16 protein-coding genes are annotated in these 17214 nt (G+C 73.5%); 14 read left to right on the forward strand and 2 right to left on the reverse strand.

The annotated features are described in order from the left end of the window. Positions 1-45: 45 nt before the first annotated feature. Entirely contained in the window at positions 46-747 is a 702-nt protein-coding gene (locus ACFVWD_RS04345; protein WP_389593891.1) for an SDR family oxidoreductase, read from the reverse strand. 158 nt (positions 748-905) lie between these two features. Continuing rightward, the gene (locus ACFVWD_RS04350; RefSeq protein ID WP_389594043.1) at positions 906-2360 is read right to left on the reverse strand and encodes an MFS transporter; all 1455 of its coding nucleotides are present in this window, start codon (positions 2358-2360) and stop codon (positions 906-908) included. Between the two features lie 232 nt (positions 2361-2592). On the opposite strand from ACFVWD_RS04350, the gene ACFVWD_RS04355 reads away from it, so the two are divergent. The 14 genes from ACFVWD_RS04355 to ACFVWD_RS04420 all read left to right on the forward strand — a co-directional run bounded on the left by ACFVWD_RS04355 (position 2593) and on the right by ACFVWD_RS04420 (position 17214). Next, positions 2593-3075, forward strand: coding sequence for a MarR family winged helix-turn-helix transcriptional regulator (locus ACFVWD_RS04355; RefSeq protein WP_248297180.1), 483 nt, complete (start codon positions 2593-2595; stop codon positions 3073-3075). A 321-nt stretch (positions 3076-3396) separates the two neighbouring features. Beyond that, positions 3397-4035 (forward strand): DUF4255 domain-containing protein, encoded by a 639-nt coding sequence (locus ACFVWD_RS04360; protein WP_389593892.1) that lies wholly within the window; start codon positions 3397-3399, stop codon positions 4033-4035. Further along, the gene (locus tag ACFVWD_RS04365) at positions 4032-4754 is read left to right on the forward strand and encodes a hypothetical protein (protein ID WP_389593893.1); all 723 of its coding nucleotides are present in this window, start codon (positions 4032-4034) and stop codon (positions 4752-4754) included. Before ACFVWD_RS04360 ends, ACFVWD_RS04365 begins: the two co-directional genes overlap by 4 nt. 23 nt (positions 4755-4777) lie before the next feature. Beyond that, the gene (locus ACFVWD_RS04370; RefSeq protein WP_389593894.1) at positions 4778-6601 is read left to right on the forward strand and encodes a phage tail sheath family protein; all 1824 of its coding nucleotides are present in this window, start codon (positions 4778-4780) and stop codon (positions 6599-6601) included. Between the two features lie 32 nt (positions 6602-6633). Further along, positions 6634-7089 (forward strand): phage tail protein, encoded by a 456-nt coding sequence (locus ACFVWD_RS04375; protein WP_067361825.1) that lies wholly within the window; start codon positions 6634-6636, stop codon positions 7087-7089. 183 nt (positions 7090-7272) lie between these two features. Further along, entirely contained in the window at positions 7273-8832 is a 1560-nt protein-coding gene (locus tag ACFVWD_RS04380) for a phage tail sheath subtilisin-like domain-containing protein (protein ID WP_389593895.1), read from the forward strand. Next, complete coding sequence (locus ACFVWD_RS04385) at positions 8829-9344, forward strand: phage tail protein (RefSeq protein WP_067361828.1); 516 nt, start codon at positions 8829-8831, stop codon at positions 9342-9344. The genes ACFVWD_RS04380 and ACFVWD_RS04385 overlap by 4 nt, the downstream gene beginning before the upstream one ends. Positions 9345-9537: 193 nt before the next feature. Beyond that, positions 9538-9759 (forward strand): putative phage tail protein, encoded by a 222-nt coding sequence (locus tag ACFVWD_RS04390; RefSeq protein WP_389593896.1) that lies wholly within the window; start codon positions 9538-9540, stop codon positions 9757-9759. Further along, positions 9759-10460, forward strand: coding sequence for a LysM peptidoglycan-binding domain-containing protein (locus ACFVWD_RS04395; protein WP_389593897.1), 702 nt, complete (start codon positions 9759-9761; stop codon positions 10458-10460). Before ACFVWD_RS04390 ends, ACFVWD_RS04395 begins: the two co-directional genes overlap by 1 nt. Positions 10461-10466: 6 nt before the next feature. Further along, the gene (locus ACFVWD_RS04400; protein WP_389593898.1) at positions 10467-11684 is read left to right on the forward strand and encodes a phage late control D family protein; all 1218 of its coding nucleotides are present in this window, start codon (positions 10467-10469) and stop codon (positions 11682-11684) included. A 16-nt stretch (positions 11685-11700) separates the two neighbouring features. Next, positions 11701-12444, forward strand: coding sequence for a phage baseplate assembly protein V (locus ACFVWD_RS04405; RefSeq protein WP_389593899.1), 744 nt, complete (start codon positions 11701-11703; stop codon positions 12442-12444). Continuing rightward, on the forward strand, positions 12441-12917 hold the full coding sequence (locus ACFVWD_RS04410) for a GPW/gp25 family protein (RefSeq protein WP_389593900.1): 477 nt from the start codon (positions 12441-12443) through the stop codon (positions 12915-12917). The genes ACFVWD_RS04405 and ACFVWD_RS04410 overlap by 4 nt, the downstream gene beginning before the upstream one ends. Continuing rightward, positions 12914-15055 carry a hypothetical protein gene (locus ACFVWD_RS04415; RefSeq protein ID WP_389593901.1) on the forward strand — a complete coding sequence of 714 codons (2142 nt, stop codon included), beginning with the start codon at positions 12914-12916 and terminating at the stop codon, positions 15053-15055. Before ACFVWD_RS04410 ends, ACFVWD_RS04415 begins: the two co-directional genes overlap by 4 nt. Then, positions 15052-17214: a putative baseplate assembly protein gene (locus ACFVWD_RS04420; RefSeq protein WP_389593902.1), complete on the forward strand. Its 2163-nt coding sequence runs from the start codon at positions 15052-15054 to the stop codon at positions 17212-17214. The genes ACFVWD_RS04415 and ACFVWD_RS04420 overlap by 4 nt, the downstream gene beginning before the upstream one ends.

Consider the following 17214-nt stretch of genomic DNA (forward strand, 5'->3'; position numbering starts at 1 on the left):
GGACCGACCTCCCCGCGTCCCCGTCTCCCGGTGTCCCCGTGTCCCTTACGCGACCAGCTGCGGGTACATCACGCCCAGGTCCTCGGCCAGTTGGGCCTTGACCTGCCGGGTGAGGTCGTCGGCCAGCACCTCGAAGGCACCGGACTCGATGCCGTCGAGGGCCTGCGCCGCGACGCTCTCGGGCGAGGACTTCGGCGCGTCCACCTTCGCGGCCATGTCGGTGTCGACGTAACCGACATGGAGTCCCGTGACGTCGATGCCGCGCGGCCTCAGATCGAGGCGCAGGGAGTTGGTCTGCGACCAGAAGGCCGCCTTGGAGGCACTGTAGGAGCCCAGGAGCCCCACCCACGACAGCACCGAGTGGACGTTGAGGATGTGGCCGCCGCCGTTGCGCTCGATGATCGGCACGAAGGCGCGCGTGACGAGGAGAGGGCCGTAGAAGTTCGTCTCGAACTCGCGGCGGACGTCCTCGACGGGCGAGTCCAGGAAGTTCGCGTTCACGGACGCGCCCGCGTTGTTGATCAGGACGGTGACGTCCTGCGCGCGCTCGGCGGCCGCGGCGACGGACGCGGGGTCGCTCACTTCCAGCGCCAGCGGCACCGCGTCGGGGTGCGTGACGGTCCGCGGGTCGCGTGCGGTGGCGTACACCTTGGACGCGCCGCGCTCGTAGAGGGCCTGCACCAGTGCCCGGCCGATGCCGCGGCTGCCGCCGGTGACCAGGACGACCGAACCTTCGATGGATGTCATGAGAGCTCCCGAAGCCACGGGAAACCGATCGGTTTCCCTTCACCGGAAGAGTAAACCGATCGGTTTCCAAGGGCAAGGCGGGAGGCGAGGAGGGACAAGGAGCGGACACGAAAACGGCTCGCCCCGATGGACGGGGCGAGCCGTTGACCGTGTCCGGATCAGGACGTGACGGCCGCCGTCTCCACGACAGCCTCGTCCGCCGCCGCATCGTCGGTGGCGGCGTCGTCGGTGGCGGAGGCCTTCTTCTCGACCGTGTATTCCTGGGCCGCACCCCGGGTCAGACCGACCAGCGCCACGGCGACGATCAGCACGAACGCGACTCCGGCGATCGCGAAGCTCAGCGTGAACTGGCTCTCGGCGGGCAGCGCGGGCGCGCCGGCCGGCAGGTGCTGGATGGTCTTGGACGCCAGCAGCGAGGTGATCACCGCACTGGCGATCGCGCTGCCGACGGAACGGGAGATGGAGTTGAGTCCGTTGGCGATGCCGGTCTGATGGTGCGGCACACTCGCCACGATGAGCGCGGGCATGGCCGCGTAGCCGAAGCTGATCGCGACACCGATCAGCAGGCCCGCCAGGATGATCGACGCGGACGTGTCGTGCGCCAGGGTCAGCCACGCGAAGCCGACGACACCGAACACCGCGCCCACGGCGAGGGTGAACCGCGCCCCGATCCGCCCGACGAGGATCCCGCCGAACTGTGCGGCGAGCAGCGAGATCAGCGTGGTCGGCAGCAGGTACTCGACCGAGGCGCGCAGCACCGAGGCGCCGAATCCGTAGCCGGTGAGCTCCTTCGGCATCTGCGCCAGGTACGCGACGCCGATGAACTGGGAGAACATCGCGAAGCCGAGGAAGAGGCCGGCGAGGTTCGTGAAGAGCACCGGACGGTGGGCGAACATCCCCATGTCCACCATCGGCGCGCGGACCTTGCGCTCGACCAGGACCCAGACGCCCGCCATGACGACCGCGGCGACGAACAGGCCGACGGTGCGGGCGGAGGACCAGCCCCACTCGTGTCCCTGCGAGATCGGCAGCAGGAGCAGGACGAGCAGCGCGGCGAGCGTTCCCGCGCCGAGCCAGTCGGTGCGGCCGCCGGTCGTCGAGCGTGAGGAGGGGACGCGCAGGACGACGCCGACCAGGGCGAGGGCCGCGAGACCCACGGCGAGCCAGAACACCCGGTGATAGTCGGGGTCCGAGCCCCGTGTGAGCAGTCCGGCCGCCACCAGGGCGAGTCCGCTGCCGACCGCGAGCGTGCCGCTCACCAGCGCCATCGCGCCGTGCAGCTTCGCCGGGGGTATCTCCTCGCGCAGGACCGAGAGGGCGAGCGGGAAGATCGCGGTGGCCGCACCCTGGAGCACCCGGCCGACGATCAGCCACAGCAGCGAGGTGGTGGTCGCCGCCAGCACCGAACCGGCGATCATCAGCAGCAGAACCCCGATCAGCGTGGGCTTCTTGCCGTGCATGTCGCCGAACCGGCCGAGCAGCGGGGTGAAGACCGCGGCGGACAGCAGGGTCGCGGTGGTGACCCAGCTGACGTTGGCGGTGGTGGTACCGAGGTCGCTCTGGATGATGCTCAGGATCGGTACGACGAGGGTCTGCATCATCGAGACGATCATGGCCGCGAGGCCGAGGACCAGGACGAGTGAGAGGTCGCCGGTGGGACGCTTCTGCGCCACGCGATCAGTGGGTGTCACGGCTTCTTCCGTAGGTCAGACGGGGCGAGGGACTACTGCACGGAAACTTGAAGTCCATAAAGCTATAGGGACTGGAAGTTTGAGGTCCTCAAGTAACTCGATAGAGGTAAGCATCGAAGATTGAGGTAGTCAAGTTTCGGGTTACGCTGGATCCATGTCCGCGACATCTGGAACGAGCCGCTCCACCGAGGCGTCCGACGCCGGACCCCTCGCCGTCTCCAACGTCATGCTTCTCGACACCCTGTGGGCGTCGATGGTCAGCCTCTACGCGGATCTCACCAGCGCCGCCGCCGCGCACGGCCTCACCTACAGCCAGGCCAAGGCGCTCAACGTGCTGCGCCAGGGCCCGGCTCCGATGCGGGCCCTGGCGGGCACACTGCGCTGCGACGCCTCGAACATGACCGGGATCATCGACCGGCTGGAGGCCCGCGGCCTCGTCTACCGCGAGCCCAGCCCCACCGACCGGCGGGTCAAGAACGTCGTCCTCTCGGAGGACGGGGCGGCCGCCGTGTCGAGCATCCGTGACGGCATGCACGGCACCCACCAGGCCCTCGACTCACTCACTGACGCCGAGCGGTCCACCCTCGAAGGCCTGCTCTCGCGACTGTTCGTCGCCGAGGACGACCGGGCTTCCTGACCCCCGAAGACCCCCGAGCAGGACGCCCCACCCAAGCTGTTCCGCTGCCTGCCCAGCTCCTCCTAGGTCCTGTCGTCAAATTCCCGTCTGCCCCGCGACGCCATGCACGCGCCCCCAAGCTCTCGACTCCGCTCGAGCAGGGGGGACCCCCATGACCCCGCGGGGCCCGCCCTCTGGGCGGACGACGGGAATGTGACGACAGGACCTAGGGAGGGACCCAGGGATTTCCCGGAAGAGCCGGGGTGCGGCGCGGCCCTAGCCTCGCAGGTGATCGGCCGGGGTGGCAGGCGAAGCCCCGGGCAGACACAGGGGGTGGTCGCGGTGGGCAGTGCCGATGTGATCGCCGATGTGTCCGACATCCTGGTGCACGTCCTGACCGCCGCGGTACGCGAATCAGACGCCCATGCCCGGGTACGGCTCGTCGAACTCGTCGGGCAGCAGCGGGGCGGCGGCCATGGAGCGCTCGGCCTCGAACTCTTCCTGTACGAGGTCGCCGAGGACCCCAGCGCACGCAACCGCCCGTCCCGCCACACCGTGGTCGAGGATCCGGGCACCGGTGCCGTCCGGCAGGAACGGCGCAGGGCGGACATGGCCCTGCTGCTGCGTTATCTGCTCATCCCGACCGGCGGCACCCCCGACGCCCAGCAGCGGATCCTCGGCCGGGCGATGCGGGCGCTGTACGACGACGCCATCCTCCAGGGCCCGTTGCTGGTGCCGGCCGCGCAGAGCAACAGCGTGGCCGACGCCGGGGAGTCGCTGAAGCTGCGGCTGGCTCCCCTGTCGCTCGACGAGCGGGCCAAGGTGTGGTGGGCGATCTCGCAGCCGTACCGGCTCTCTCTCAACTACGAGGTGCGGGTGGTCAATCTGGCCTCCCGCGACATCACCACGGAATCGGCCGTCACGGGCGGTGACGTCGGCGTCGGCGTCGGCGTCGGGCCGAGCGCGGGAGGCCGCCCGTGACGGCCGGCGGCCCGGCGGTGGACACCGTACGGATCGCGGTGGGGCCGGTCTGTCTGCTGCCGTGGGACACCTTCACCGGACGCGCCCCGGTCCTGCCCGTCACCGCCCTGGTCGAACGCCGGACGCCCGGCGGGCAGTGGGCCGCCGAGGACGACGTACCGGTCGTGACGACCCCCAGTGGCGCGATCGTGCTGCCGTCCCTGGCGAGCGCGCGCCCCGTGCCCGCGCCAAGTGCCGTACAGCGACTACGGATCCGGCTCGTCTCGCCGTATCTGCTGGACGCCGAGCACCCGGCCGGCGTGGAGTTCGACGCCCCGGCGTACGCGGTGCCCGCGGTGACCCGGACACGGCTGTACCCGCTGCCCGCCTACCCGTTCCCGCCCGGCACCCGGCTGCTGCACGGACGGGTGCGGCAGGGCGGGAGCCCGGTGGCGGGAGCGGCGGTCGCCGGCCGGGCCCGCGCGGACGCGGAGCATCTGCCGCGGATCGCCGCGTGGACGGAAGTCGCGGCGACGGCCGGGGACGGCGTCTTCCGGCTGCCGCTGCGGCGGGTCGGCAGCAGGCCGCAGCAGCCCCCGCCGGATCCCGCCGCACCCGACGGCGAGTGGTTCACGGTCACGGCGTTCGCGGAGCCCGGCCGGTCGGGCGGCCCCGAGGTGTCCGTCCAGCTGACCGCCCAGGACATCCGCGGTACCGAGCAGCTCATCGAGATCCCGTAGCGGAGTAGCGGAGGAAGCCCCCGATGCCCGAATACCTCAGCCCAGGCGTCTATGTCGAGGAGATCTCCACCGGCCCGCGGCCGATCACCGGGGTGGCCACCAGCACCGCCGGCCTGGTCGGGCTGACCGCCCGGGGCCCCGACTCGGGCAAACCCAAGCTGGTGACCAGCCTGTTGCAGTTCCACCGGCTCTTCGGCGGCTTTCTGCCCGAGCCGGACCCGGCCGGCGTCCGCGCGGCCGACGGGAACGGCATCCGGTGGTGGCTGCTCCCCCTCGCGGTGAAGGGGTTCTTCGACAACGGCGGGCAGCGGCTGTACGTCAAGAGGGTCGTCCCCCCGGACGGCGCCGCCACCCAGGCCGCCGCGACGCTCCACGACACCGCCACACCGCCCGTGCCGGTCCTGTCCGCACAGGCGGTACAGGCGGGCGAGGGAGGCAACGGCCTGCATGCCGTACTGCGCCTCGCGCGGTCCGCCGGCTATCCCGTCGTCGCACCCGCCGCGGCGCCCGTCGGCGTCCCTCCGGCCACCGTGACCCTCGCCCGCATGGGTGCGATCGGCGACGGCGACACCGTCCTGCTCCTCCCCGCCGACCGTACGAAACAACCCAGCCTGCACACGGTCGTCTCGCACGCGCCCGCCGGGAGCGACGTCACCCTCACCCTGGACCGCCCGCCCCAGGCGGCGGCCGTCGAGGGCGACGCCCTCGTCCTGGCCGGGTTCCGGCTGGAGATCATCGACGCGCCGCCCGGCGTCCCGCGGGTCACCCGGACGATCCCACCGGCGTCCCAGGCGGCCTCCGCCGGTCTGAGCACGCTCGCCCTGGACGTCGGTGCCGCCCCGGACGCACCGCTCACCCTCACCATCGGCGCGAGCCCGCTGCCGTATCTGAGCACCCGTCTCTCCCGGACCGATCCGGGCCGGCCGCTCGCCACCCTGGATCTCTTGAACGGCGACAGCGGCGGCACGGCGCTCACCGCCGCCGACTACATCGGCGTGGACGGCGGCAGCGGGAACCGGACCGGCATCCAGGCGCTCGAGGACATCGACGAGGTCGCGATCTGCGCCGTGCCCGGCGTCTGGGAGCCGACCGTCCTGGACGGACTGAAGACGCACTGCGAGATCCTCGGTGACCGGTTCGCCGTGTTCGACGGACCCCCCACGACCGATCTGGAAGTCGTCAGGGGCTTCCGGGCCGCGCTGTCCACCGACCGGGCCGCCCTGTACCACCCCTGGCTGCACGTGCCGGATCCCACGGGCACCGGCAGCGCGGACGCACCCCCGTCGGGACACATGATCGGCGTCTACGCCGACACGGACGTCAGGCGCGGGGTCCACAAGGCCCCGGCCAACACCGTGGTGCGCGGCATCGTCCCCGGGGCCGGCCTGGCCGCGGACGTCACGAAGCGCGAGCAGGACACCCTCAACCCCTTCGGGATCAACGTGCTGCGCGCCTTCCCCAACCTGGGCCAGCGGGTATGGGGCGCGCGCACGCTGGCCGACGACACCCGGTGGCAGTACGTCAGCGTCCGGCGGCTCTTCCTCTTCATCGAGGAGTCGCTCGACGAGGGGCTCCAGTGGGTGGTCTTCGAGCCCAACTCCGAGCAGTTGTGGGCCTCGGTCCGGCAGACCATCGGCGCCTTCCTGACCGGGGTCTGGCGTGGCGGCGCGCTCGCCGGCGCCACCGCGGAGGAGGCGTTCTACGTCATCTGCGACCGGACCACCATGACCCCGGACGACCTCGCCCAGGGCCGGCTGGTCTGTGAGGTCGGGGTCGCACCGGTCTTCCCGGCCGAGTTCGTCGTCGTCCGGATCCAGCAGGCGACCCGCGAGTCGACGACCTCCTGACCCGTACCGAAACCGAAAGAGAGGGGTCGGCCGTGCCGCCCGTTCAGCGTGACGATCCGTACGGTGCCTACAACTTCCTCGTGGAGGTCATCGGCATCGCCCCCGACGGCCATGACGTGACGGCGTCCTTCACCGAGGTCACCGGGCTCACCGTGGACATCCAGCCGATCGAGTACCGCGACGGCAACGCGAAGAAGCCCCATGTGACCAAGCAGCAGGGCCTCGCGAAGATGTCCAACCTGGTCCTGAAGCGCGGCATCACGGGCCATCCGGAGTTCTGGAACTGGGTCAAGCTGTCGATGAACGGCAGGACCGAGCGTGCCGAGGGCGCCATCACGCTCCTCGACGAGAACCGCAGCGCGGTCATGCGCTGGAACTTCCGCCGCGGCTGGCCGGTGAAGTACACCGGCCCCTCACTCGGCGCGACCAAGAACGAGATCGCCATGGAGACGCTCGAACTCTGCGTCGAAGAGCTCGAGATCGCGTAATCGAAGGGCTCTGGATCGTGTAGGCGAAGAGCTCTGGACCGCGTAACCGGGAGAACATCGCGCAACCGGGGGACCATCGTGCCCGCATCCACCCTTGAACCGCCGCCGCCCGCCCACCCGTCGCCGCCATCGTCTCCACCACCGCCACCACCATCGCCGCCCTCATTGCCGTCACTGCCGGGAGTGACCGCAACGGCGGTCGCGGCGGCCGATCCCGTCCAACCGCTGCGCACCGACGTGGCCTGCTTCGCGGGCCGCACCCGGCGCGGCCCCCTGGCCTCCCCGGTGCGCGTCACGGACTGGGCGGCCTACACCGCCGTCTTCGGCGGCCTGGACGCCGCGCTCGATCTGCCGTACGCCGTGCGCGGCTACTTCGCCAACGGCGGCGCCGCGCTGTGGGTGCTGCGGACGGAACCGGCCGGGCCCACCTCGGCCGCGGCCGCCTGGCCGGCCGGAGCACCCTCCCCGTTCGCGACCGCGGCGGGCTGCCGGATCGAGGCGGCCTCCCCGGGCGGCTGGGCCGACGGCACCCGGGTGACGGTCCGGCACCGCCCGGCCGGGGCCGCCGGGCAGCCCCAGGTACTGGTGCGGGTCGATTCCCCCGGGGAGTCCCCCGAGTCGTTCGGCTGGCTGCGGGCCGCCGAACTCCCCGCCGCCGTGAGCGCGCTCTCCCGGCTCGTCCGGCTGGTCCCCGACGACCTCGCCCCCGTCGCCCCGGCTGCCACGGCCCACGCGGGCACCCACACGGTCACCCTCACCGGTGGGACTCCCCGCCCCGGCGGTCCCGACGACAGCGGCACCCTGGCCGACGCCTACGCCGACGCCGTACGGGCCATGACCGAACTGCCGGAGCCCGCCCTGCTGGCCCTGCCCGACCTGGACCGCTGCGGGGTCGGCGAAGGGCACCGGGAGGAGCTGGCCGATCTGCTGGTCGAGGGCTGCGCGCAGACGCTCGACCGGCTGGCCCTGCTCGACCCGCCCCGCGCACTGGGCACGGACGCCGATCCGGTGGCGGCGACGCGCCGGGCCACCGACTGGATGGAGGCCCTGCGGCAGCGCCACGACACGGCGGGGCTGCAGGCCTGCGCGGTGCACTGGCCGCCGCTGCGGGTGCCCGATCCCCTGGCCACCGTGCCGCCCGCGCTGCGGACGGTACCCGCAGCCGGCCATGTCGCAGGAACGGCGGCGCGGCTCGACCGTGAGCGGGGCGCGTTCGCGACCCCGGCCAACGCCTCGCTGGAGGATGTCGTCGACCTCGCACACGTCCTGCGCGCCGAGCAGGAGACGGCCGTGTACGCCTCGGGCGCCAATCTGCTGCGCTGTCCGCCCGGCCGGGGACCGCTGGTGTGGGGAGGGCGGACCGCGGTGCCGCCGACGCGGGCCGGGGGCGTCGGCGACGGCTGGTTCATCGCTCACCGCAGGCTGGTGCACCGGCTGGTGCGGGCGGCCCGCGCGGTGGCCGAACCGCTGCTCTTCGAGCCCGACACGCCCGGTCTGCGACTGCTGCTCGTGCAGGGCCTGACCGAGGTGCTGCTCGGTCTGTTCGAGGCGGGCGCGCTGGCCGGGGAGCGGCCCGCGGAGGCCTTCCGGGTGCGCTGTGACGAGGGGCTCAACCCGCCGGACCTGGTGGCGCTCGGGCAGCTGGTCTGCCAGGTGGAGGTGGCTCCTGCCGCGCCCATGGAGTTCATCGCCGTCCGGCTGCTGATGGGCGGGCGGGGCCGGCTGGAGGTGGTGGAGGCATGACCGAACAGGCCCTGGAGTTCTTCACCGAACCGCTGCCCAAGTACCGGTTCCTGGTGGTGCTGGGCCCGGCGGCCGCCCATCTGCCGCCCGAGCAGGCGGCGTTGCTTCCGCTGACCGCCCAGGGCGCCTTCCAGCAGGTCACCGGGCTCGGGGCGCAGCTGGAGGTCACGGCGTATCCGGAGGGCGGGGTCAACGACCGGCTCCGGCAGTTCCCGGTGCGCCACGCGTGGAACCGGATCGTGCTGCACCGCGGGGTGGCCCGGGGTCCGGGCCTGTGGGCCTGGTACCGGGCCGGGCTCGGCAATCCGCTGGGCGCGCGGCGCAGCGGCGCGGTGCTGCTGATGGACGCGGCCGGGGTGCCCGGCGCGGTGTGGGCCTTCCGTGGCGGCCTGGCCTCGAAGTGGACGGGCCCCGATCTGCACGGGGAGCGCAGTGAAGTGGCCCTGGAGCAGCTGGAGATCGCGCACGAGGGGCTGGTGGCGGTGGAGCAGGCGGTACCGGAGCTGGGGTGACGCGGACGCCGCCGACGTGGCGGTACTGGCCGACATGGCAGGACGGGCCGACGTGCCGGGACGGGCATCGCGGAGTGGCGTGATTCAGGGGTTCAGGGGTTCAGGGGTTCAGGGGTTCAGGGGTTCAGGGGTTCAGGGGTTCAGGGGTTCAGGGGTTCAGGGGTTCAGGGGTTCAGGGGTTCAGGAGAGAGAAATGCTGACGATTCATCACCTTTCCGTCGACTTCGAGGTCGGCGGCGACGACACGGCGGTCTTCGCCCGGCTCTTCGCGGAGCACATCCGGGAGTGGTCGCAGCGGCAGGACGACGTAAGGGCCCGCGGCCGGCTGCTGGCCCGGGAGGCTTCGCTGACCGGTGACGGCCCGGCCCGCGAGTCCTCCGGCGGGCCCGCTGCCGGTTGCTTCGGGGGGTCCTGATGGCTCCGCTGCCCGGCCTGTCCACGGGGCGGGACGCCGCGCCGACACTGGCGACCCTGGTCGTCCGGCCGTCCGACTCCGTGTCCGGGCCCGCCCAACCGCTGCTGACGCTGCCGGTCAATCCGACCGAGTACGCGGTCTCCAAAGCGGTGACGTTCGCCGAGATCGGCATTCCGGGTCTGGACGCGCCGCCCCTTCAGTTCGTACGGGGCGGCGCGCGGACCCTCAAGCTGGACGCCCTGGTCGACGCCGCCGAGGAGGCGGAGTCCCGGGACCGGAATGTGCAGCGGCGCTGGCTCGACGACTTTCAGAATCTGACGCTCCGTCAAAGCCCCACGCACGCACCGCCGGTGGTGACCTTCGCCTGGGGCGCCAATCCCCCCTTCACCGGGGTCGTGGACAGCCTCTCCTTCACCTATGTCCTCTTCGACCGGGACGGTACGCCGACCCGGGCCAAGGTGTCGTTGTCCCTCAAAGAGTTCAGAACGGCCAAGGAGCAGCAGCTCACCACGGCGACGAGTTCACCGACCGTGCGCAAGGTCTGGACGGTGCGGCGCGGCGACACGCTCTCCTCCATCGCCGCCGCGGTGTACCGGGACTCCGGGCGCTGGCGGGAGCTGGCGGCCGCCAACACCCTCGCCGATCCACGGGCGCTCACTCCCGGCACCGCGCTCGTCGTGCCCGCGCTGGAACGGGGGTGAGGGGCGATGGCACCGCCGCCGAACGCGCTCGCGACTCCGCTGCCGGCCGACTCGTACGCCCCGTGCTTCGAGGTCGCGCTGGACGGCTCCGAGATCGCCGCCCAGATGCGCGACTGCGTGCTCGACATCCAGGTGGTCCGTGAGCTGGACAAGACCGGAACGTTCTCGCTGGCGCTGAGCAACTGGGACGAGCTGAGCCGTCAGCTGCGCTTCGACGACCCCAAGCACTTCGCCCCCGGCCAGCTCGTGGAGATCCGGCTCGGCTACACCTCGCTCGGCCAGCCGCTCGTGGTGGCCAAGGGCCAGGTCACCACGGTCCAGTCGGACTTCCCCTCGTCGGGACCGCCGACCCTGCAGATCACCGGCCAGGACCGCACGACGCGGATGAAGGAACGCAAGCCACGGCCCGACGACGTGAAGAAGTTCCTGAACCTCGCCGACTGGCAGATCGCGCAGAAGATCGCGGAGCGGCACCAGCTGGAGCTGGTGGCCGAGAAGGAGGGCGTGGTGCATCCGGTGGTGACGCAGGACAACCTCGACGACGTCTCCTTCCTGCTCAAACGCGCCAAGGGCATCGACCGGGAGTGCTATGTGGCGCCCTGTCCGCGGACCGGGGTGGAGAAGCTGTACTTCGTCTCCCCCGCCGACGGCCGGGCGGGCTCGACGGCCCGGCAGCCGCACACCTTCGACCTCTGGTACGCGGTGCCGGCCGGCGGCGCCCGCTCGGATCGGGCGGATCAGGGTCCGGCCCCGAACGGGTCTCCCGAGCCCAATCTGATCTCGTTCCGGCCGACCGTGACCCTGTCGGGGCAGGTCGCCAAGGTGACGGTGCGCGGCTGGGACCCCCGGACCAAGAAGGCGATCGTCGGCATCGCCACCCAGGCGGACCTGCGGGCGGAGCGCGACGCCGGGCGCAGCGGACCCGCGGCGGCGGCGCAGGAGATGGGCGACAGGGAAGAGGTGATCGTGGACCGCCCAGTGGCCTCCGAGCAGGAGGCGCGGGCGCTGGCGGTCAGCGTGCTGCGCGGGAAGTCGTACGAATTCGTCACCTGTGCCGGGCAGCTGGCGGGAGTACCCGATCTGGTGCCGAGCGACTCGCTGCGGATCGGCGGGGTGGGGAGCCGGTTCGGCGGCACCTACTACACAACCAAGGTGACGCACTCCTTCAACTCCTCCGGATTCCTCACCTCGTTCGAGGCGCGGCGCACGTCCGAGGGGCGGTGACGAGGCGATGACGGCCATGCCCGGACAGACCGTGGACAAGAAGTACTTCGGTGTGGCGACCGGAATCGTGGAACGGGTGGAGGACGACCCGGAGCAGGAGTGCCGGGTGCGGCTCACGCTGCCGTGGTACGACGGTGCCACGATCAGCGAGTGGTGCCGGGTCGCGCAGCCGTACGCGGGCAACGGGTACGGGGCGAGTTTCGTACCGGAGAAGGGCGACGAGGTGCTCGTCGCCTTCGACCAGGGCGACATGCGCTACCCCGTGGTCATCGGCTGCCTCTACAACGGCGTCGACAAACCGCCCACGCACCGCACCGGCGGCCGGGACGAGAAGCTGCTGCGGACCAAGCACGGCCATGAACTGGCCCTGGACGACAGTGCGGGCCGTCAGGCCGTACGGCTCACCTCCTCCGCCGGACACCGCGTCGAACTCTCCGACGCGGGCAACTCGGTGGTAGTGCGCACCGCCTCCGGCGGCAAGGTGACGGTGACCGCGGACGGCTCGGTGGAGATCAGCGCCGGGTCGGGTCCGGTGACGGTCAGCGGAGGTTCGGTGACGGTCTCCGGTGACTCGGTGACGCTGGACGCGCCGCAGGTGAAGCTGGGCACCGGCGCCGCGGAGCACGTGGTCTCGTGGGAGCGGTTCCTGCCGTGGTTCGTCCCGCACACCCACCTCGTCGCCACACCCGGCGCCACGGGCCCGGCGATCCCCGCGACCACGCCTGCGCCGATGTCGACGACCGTGCGGGTGGCCCCGTGACCGGCGGCGCGGAGGCCTTCCTCGGGCGGGGCTGGCGCTTCCCGCTGCTGCCGGACGCCTCGGGGCGGCTGGCGTACGCGGCCGGTGAGGACAGCGTCCGCGACTGTCTGCTGGTGCTGGTGCGCACCGGCCTCGGCGAGCGGGTGATGCGCCCCGAACTGGGCACCCGTGCACCGGAGTTGGTCTTCGCTCCGGGCAGCGCGCGGACCCTGCGCGAGTTGGAGGACTCGGTGCGCTTCGCCATCCGGGACTTCGAGCCGCGGGCGGCCGTGGACGACGTACGGGCGCAGGCGCGGCCGGGCGAGGAGTGGCGGGTGACGGTGTCCGTCGACTACCGGGTCAGGACGACGGGCCGGCACGAGACGCTGGTCTTCCCCTACTACCTCGACGGCGGCGCGGGACTGGTGGGCGGCGCGGGCGCGTTCGAGGCGAGCGCGGGCGCGTTCGAATCGGGCGGGGGTGGCCTCTCATGACGCTTGCGCCGCTGCGGCTGGACGATCTGTCCTGGGCCGATCTGGTGGACGCGGTCCGCTCGCGGATCCCCGCCGAATCCGCGGGCCGCTGGACCCTGCACGCCCCCGTCGATCCGGGCATGACCCTGCTGGACCTGCAGGCGTATCTGCTGGAGCAGCAGGTCTACCGGCTCGACCAGGTTCCGGACGCGGTCGTGCACGGGGTGCTGCGGCTGCTGGGGGTGCCGGGACCCGCCCCGGCGAGCGCGGCGGTGACGGTGCTTCAGGTCGTTCCGGAGGAGCCCGGCGCCCGGCTGCGGATCCGGGAGGGTGCCTCCTTCGGCCGGGAACCGGGGCGCGGCACGGACTTCCATCTGGACGGGGACCTGGACGTGCTACCGGTGCGGGTGACTGGGCTGTCCGTGCGGGACGCGTCCGGCGAACGGGACCGGACGGCCGATCTCGCCGCCGGACGCCCGGTGCCGTTGGCGGGCGCCCCCGGCCGTCCCGCGCGGGTCCGCGTGCGCCTGACCGTGTCCGGTGACGGCTTCCCGGACGGCGGAACGCTCGCACTGCTGCTCGCCCTGGAGGAACCGGCGGGACCGTGGGCCGGTAGTCCGGCCCCCGAGGGCTGGAGCGCGCGGGCCGTGCCCGACGTACCGCCACCGGCTCGACTCCATTGGTCGTACGGGCCTGTCGGGGACGTGCGCGCCCTGCCGGCCGGTGCGGTGGTGGACGGTACCGGTGGGCTGCGCCGGTCCGGGCTGGTCCGGTTGGCTCTCCCGGCCACGGCGGGCGGCACCGAACGCGAACTGCTGCTGGACACACCCGCCGCGACCTTCGCCGCACCACCACGGCTGCTGGGCCTGTCCCCGAACACGGTCCCCGCGCACCACGCGCGGCGCGTCCGTCTGGAGGAGGGCCCGGACGGAGTCGTGGTGAGTCGGCTCATCGACCGGCCGCGGCTTCCGGGGCTGGTGGTCGCCCTGCCCGAGGACGCGGCCGGGCGGCTCATCGACGTCGGACGGTTCACGCTGTGGGAGACGGACGACGCCGGTACCGCCCGCGCCCACGACTGGGCGGCCGTACCGGATCTGGCGTTCAGCGGGCCGCTGGACCGGGTGTTCACCGTGGACCGGGCGTTCGGGGCACTGCGCTTCGGCGACGGTCTGACCGGACGGATTCCCCGGGTCGGCCGCACCGGGTCGGCGACGGTGTTGTGGGCGGAGTACCGGCTCGGCGGTGGTCCGTCAGGCAACGGCGGCGCGGATCCGGCCGTACGCGCCGCGCCACCGGCGGCTCTGCTGGCCTTCCCCGCGCTGGCCGGGTTCGCCGGTCCGCGACCGGTGGCCGGGTCCCAATCCCCGCCAGGGGACTGGGTGTTCACCGGCGGGCCCGAGGACACCGAGCCGCCCGGCGCGCCGTGCACCGCGCGCGCCCTCGTGCCGTCCACGGGCGGGGCCGAGCCCGAGTCCCCGGCGGCCGCGCGCCGCCGGGCCGCCGCCGCGCTCGGCGTCGTCACCCGCGCCGTGACCGCCGCCGACCACGAGGAACTCGCCCTCTCCACCCCCGGGGTCGCCGTCGCCCGCGCCCACGCACTGGTCGGCGTCCACCCGGCGCACCCCGGGCGCAGCGTGCCCGGCGCCGTGACCACCCTCGTCGTCCCCCGGGTGCCGCGCGCCCCCGGCGACAGCGCCGCGCCCGACGCCGTGCCGCTGCCGGTGCCCGACCCCGGCACACTGAGCGCCGTACGGGCCCGGCTGGAGTCGGGGCGGCTGCTGGGCGCCGGGGTGTTCGTCGCGCCCCCGCGCTACCGTCCGGTGCGCGTCCGTGTCACCCTCGCCGCGGACACCGCCCGTCGGCACCTGCTCGACGCGGCGCTGCGCCGCCACCTCGACCCGCTCGTCGGCGGCGACGGCACCGGCTGGCCGTTCGGTGGGGTCCTGCGCCCCTCGGCGCTGCAACGTACGGCCGAACGCGCGCTGGAGGCGGCGGGCGACCGGACCCCGGTGCGGACCGTCGCCGTGGCCCTGGACGAGGGACCGTACGAGTCCTGCGGCGATGTGCCGCTGCGCCCCGGCGAACTTCCGGGCCCGGTCGAGGTCCTGGTGTGCACGACCCCGCCGTCCGGTGCCGTCCCCCGGGAGGTGCACGCGTGAACGCCCACGACCCCGGCCTGCCCGTGCCGGTCGACCCCGCCGGCCGGCTCGCCCCCGCGGCGGACGAGCCGTGGTGGACGCTGTCCGCCGGCGGCGCGCGGGAGGCGCTGCTCGACGCGGACGGGCGCCCGGTACCACTGGGCCTCACCCGGGACGACCTGGTGGCAGCGCTGCGCGCCCGGGCCGGCGATTTCACCCCCGAGTGGACCGGTACGGGTCCTGACGACGCGGGCGAGGCGCTGCTGCGGCTGTTCGGGCTGCTGGCCGAGGCGGTGGCCGAACGCGTCGACCGGCTGCCCGCCAAGCTGCTCGTGGAGCACCTGCGGATCGCCGGGGTCTCCCCGCTGCCCGCCTCGCCCGCCCAGGTCCTGCTGCGCCTGACGGCAACGGCCGCAGCGGGCACGGGAGTTCAGGTGCCCGCGGGCTTCCAGGCCGGCGCTCCCGGCGAGGACGGCACCGAAGTGGTGCTGGAGACCGTGGACGACATGTGGGTGTCCCCTGCCGAGCTGACCTCCCTCGCGGTGGGCCGCCCCGCCACGGGCACGCTGCCGGGGCCGGTGGACGAGGTGCTGCCGGGTCAGGGGTCGGCCACCGACGGATTCCTCCCGTTCGGCGCCCGGGGCACGGCCGGTTCGGCGCTCTGGCTGGGGTTCACCGCCCCTGGGGCCGTCGAGGGCGGGCTGTCGCTCGCCTTCGTCGCCGCCCCGCGCCCGGGCGGTCCCGCCTCGGCGGCCCGCGGTACCGTCGCCCCGCCCGACGCGCCCCCGCCGCAGCTGCGCTGGTCGGTCCTGGACGGCGACACCTTCCGGGCGGCCGATGTCGTGGTGGACCACACCGGGGCGCTGGCCGGCACCGGGACCGTACAGCTGCGACTGCCCACGGGATGGCGGCCGGGGCGGCCGCCCGGCGGGCCCCAGCTGCCCGAGGCCCGCTGGCTGCGGGTGCGGCTCACCGGAGGGTCGTACGCCGAGCCGCCACGGCTCGTCGCCGTCCTGCCGCACACCGTGCTCGCCGCGGCCGTACGGACCGTGCGCGACGAGGTGCTCGGCCCCGTGCCGGTGGATCCCCGGGAGCGGGACGGCGGTGCGGGCGTACGGCTGCGGGTGGCGACGCCGCCCGTGGTGCCCGGCTCGTTGACCGTCACCGTCGCCGACGACCCCGCCGCCCCGCTCTTCCCGGTCGGGGAGGTGACGGCCGACAGCACGCGGGGTCCGGTCCCCGTGTGGCGCGAGGTGCCCGATCTGACGCTCGCGGGCCCCGGCGACCGGGTGTTCGCGCTCGACGCCGAGAGCGGCGTGCTCACCTTCGGCGACGGCGTGCACGGCGTCGCGCTGCCACCGGGAGCGGGAAACGTAAGGGCCGTTGGCTACCGCACCGGAGGCGGCAGACAGGGTGCCGTCGCGGCGCAGACGGCCACCGTGCTGCGTACCGCCGTACCCGGAGTGGCCTCGGTGACCAACCCGCTGCCCGGTACCGGCGGTACGGACCCCGAGCGGTTCGACGCGACCGTCCGGCGCGGCGCCGCCGAGATCCGCACCGCCGGACGGGCCGTCACCCCGGCCGACCACGCCCTGCTGGCACTACGCGCCCCGGGTGCCCGGGTCGCCCGCGCCCACGCCGTACCGGGACATCACCCGGACCATCCCGGCGCACGGCTGCCCGGCATCGTCGGCGTCTATCTGGTGCCGCCGGACGAGGACCCCGCCACCGCCGGGGCGCCGCTGCCCACGGCCGGGGACCTCGAAGCCGTCGCGGACCATCTGACCCGCACCCTCGCCCCGACCGGCATCACCGTCGTGGCCGCCGCGCCCCGTTACGTCCAGGTCGACGCCCGGATCGTGCTGGCGCTCGCGCCGGGCGCCGACCCGGCCGCGGCCGTACGCCGGGCCGAGGACGGACTGCGCCGCTTCCTCCATCCCCTCGACGGGGGCGCCGGGGGCGACGGCCGGCCCTTCGGCGCTCCCCTCGTCCACACCGAGTTGCTGCACCGGCTCCTCACCGACGACGCGGTGACGGCGGTGCCGCTGCTGACGCTCACGGTGGACGGGCGGCCGGTCCCGTCGTGCGCCGACACACCGCTGCCGCCGCACGCGCTGGTGCGTGCCGGACGGGTGACGGCCTCCGTCGTCGCCCCCGCCACCGACCGGAAAGGGGGGTGA

The sequence above is a fragment of the Streptomyces sp. NPDC058086 genome, from assembly GCF_042885015.1.
In the GTDB taxonomy this organism is placed as follows: Bacteria; Actinomycetota; Actinomycetes; order Streptomycetales; family Streptomycetaceae; genus Streptomyces.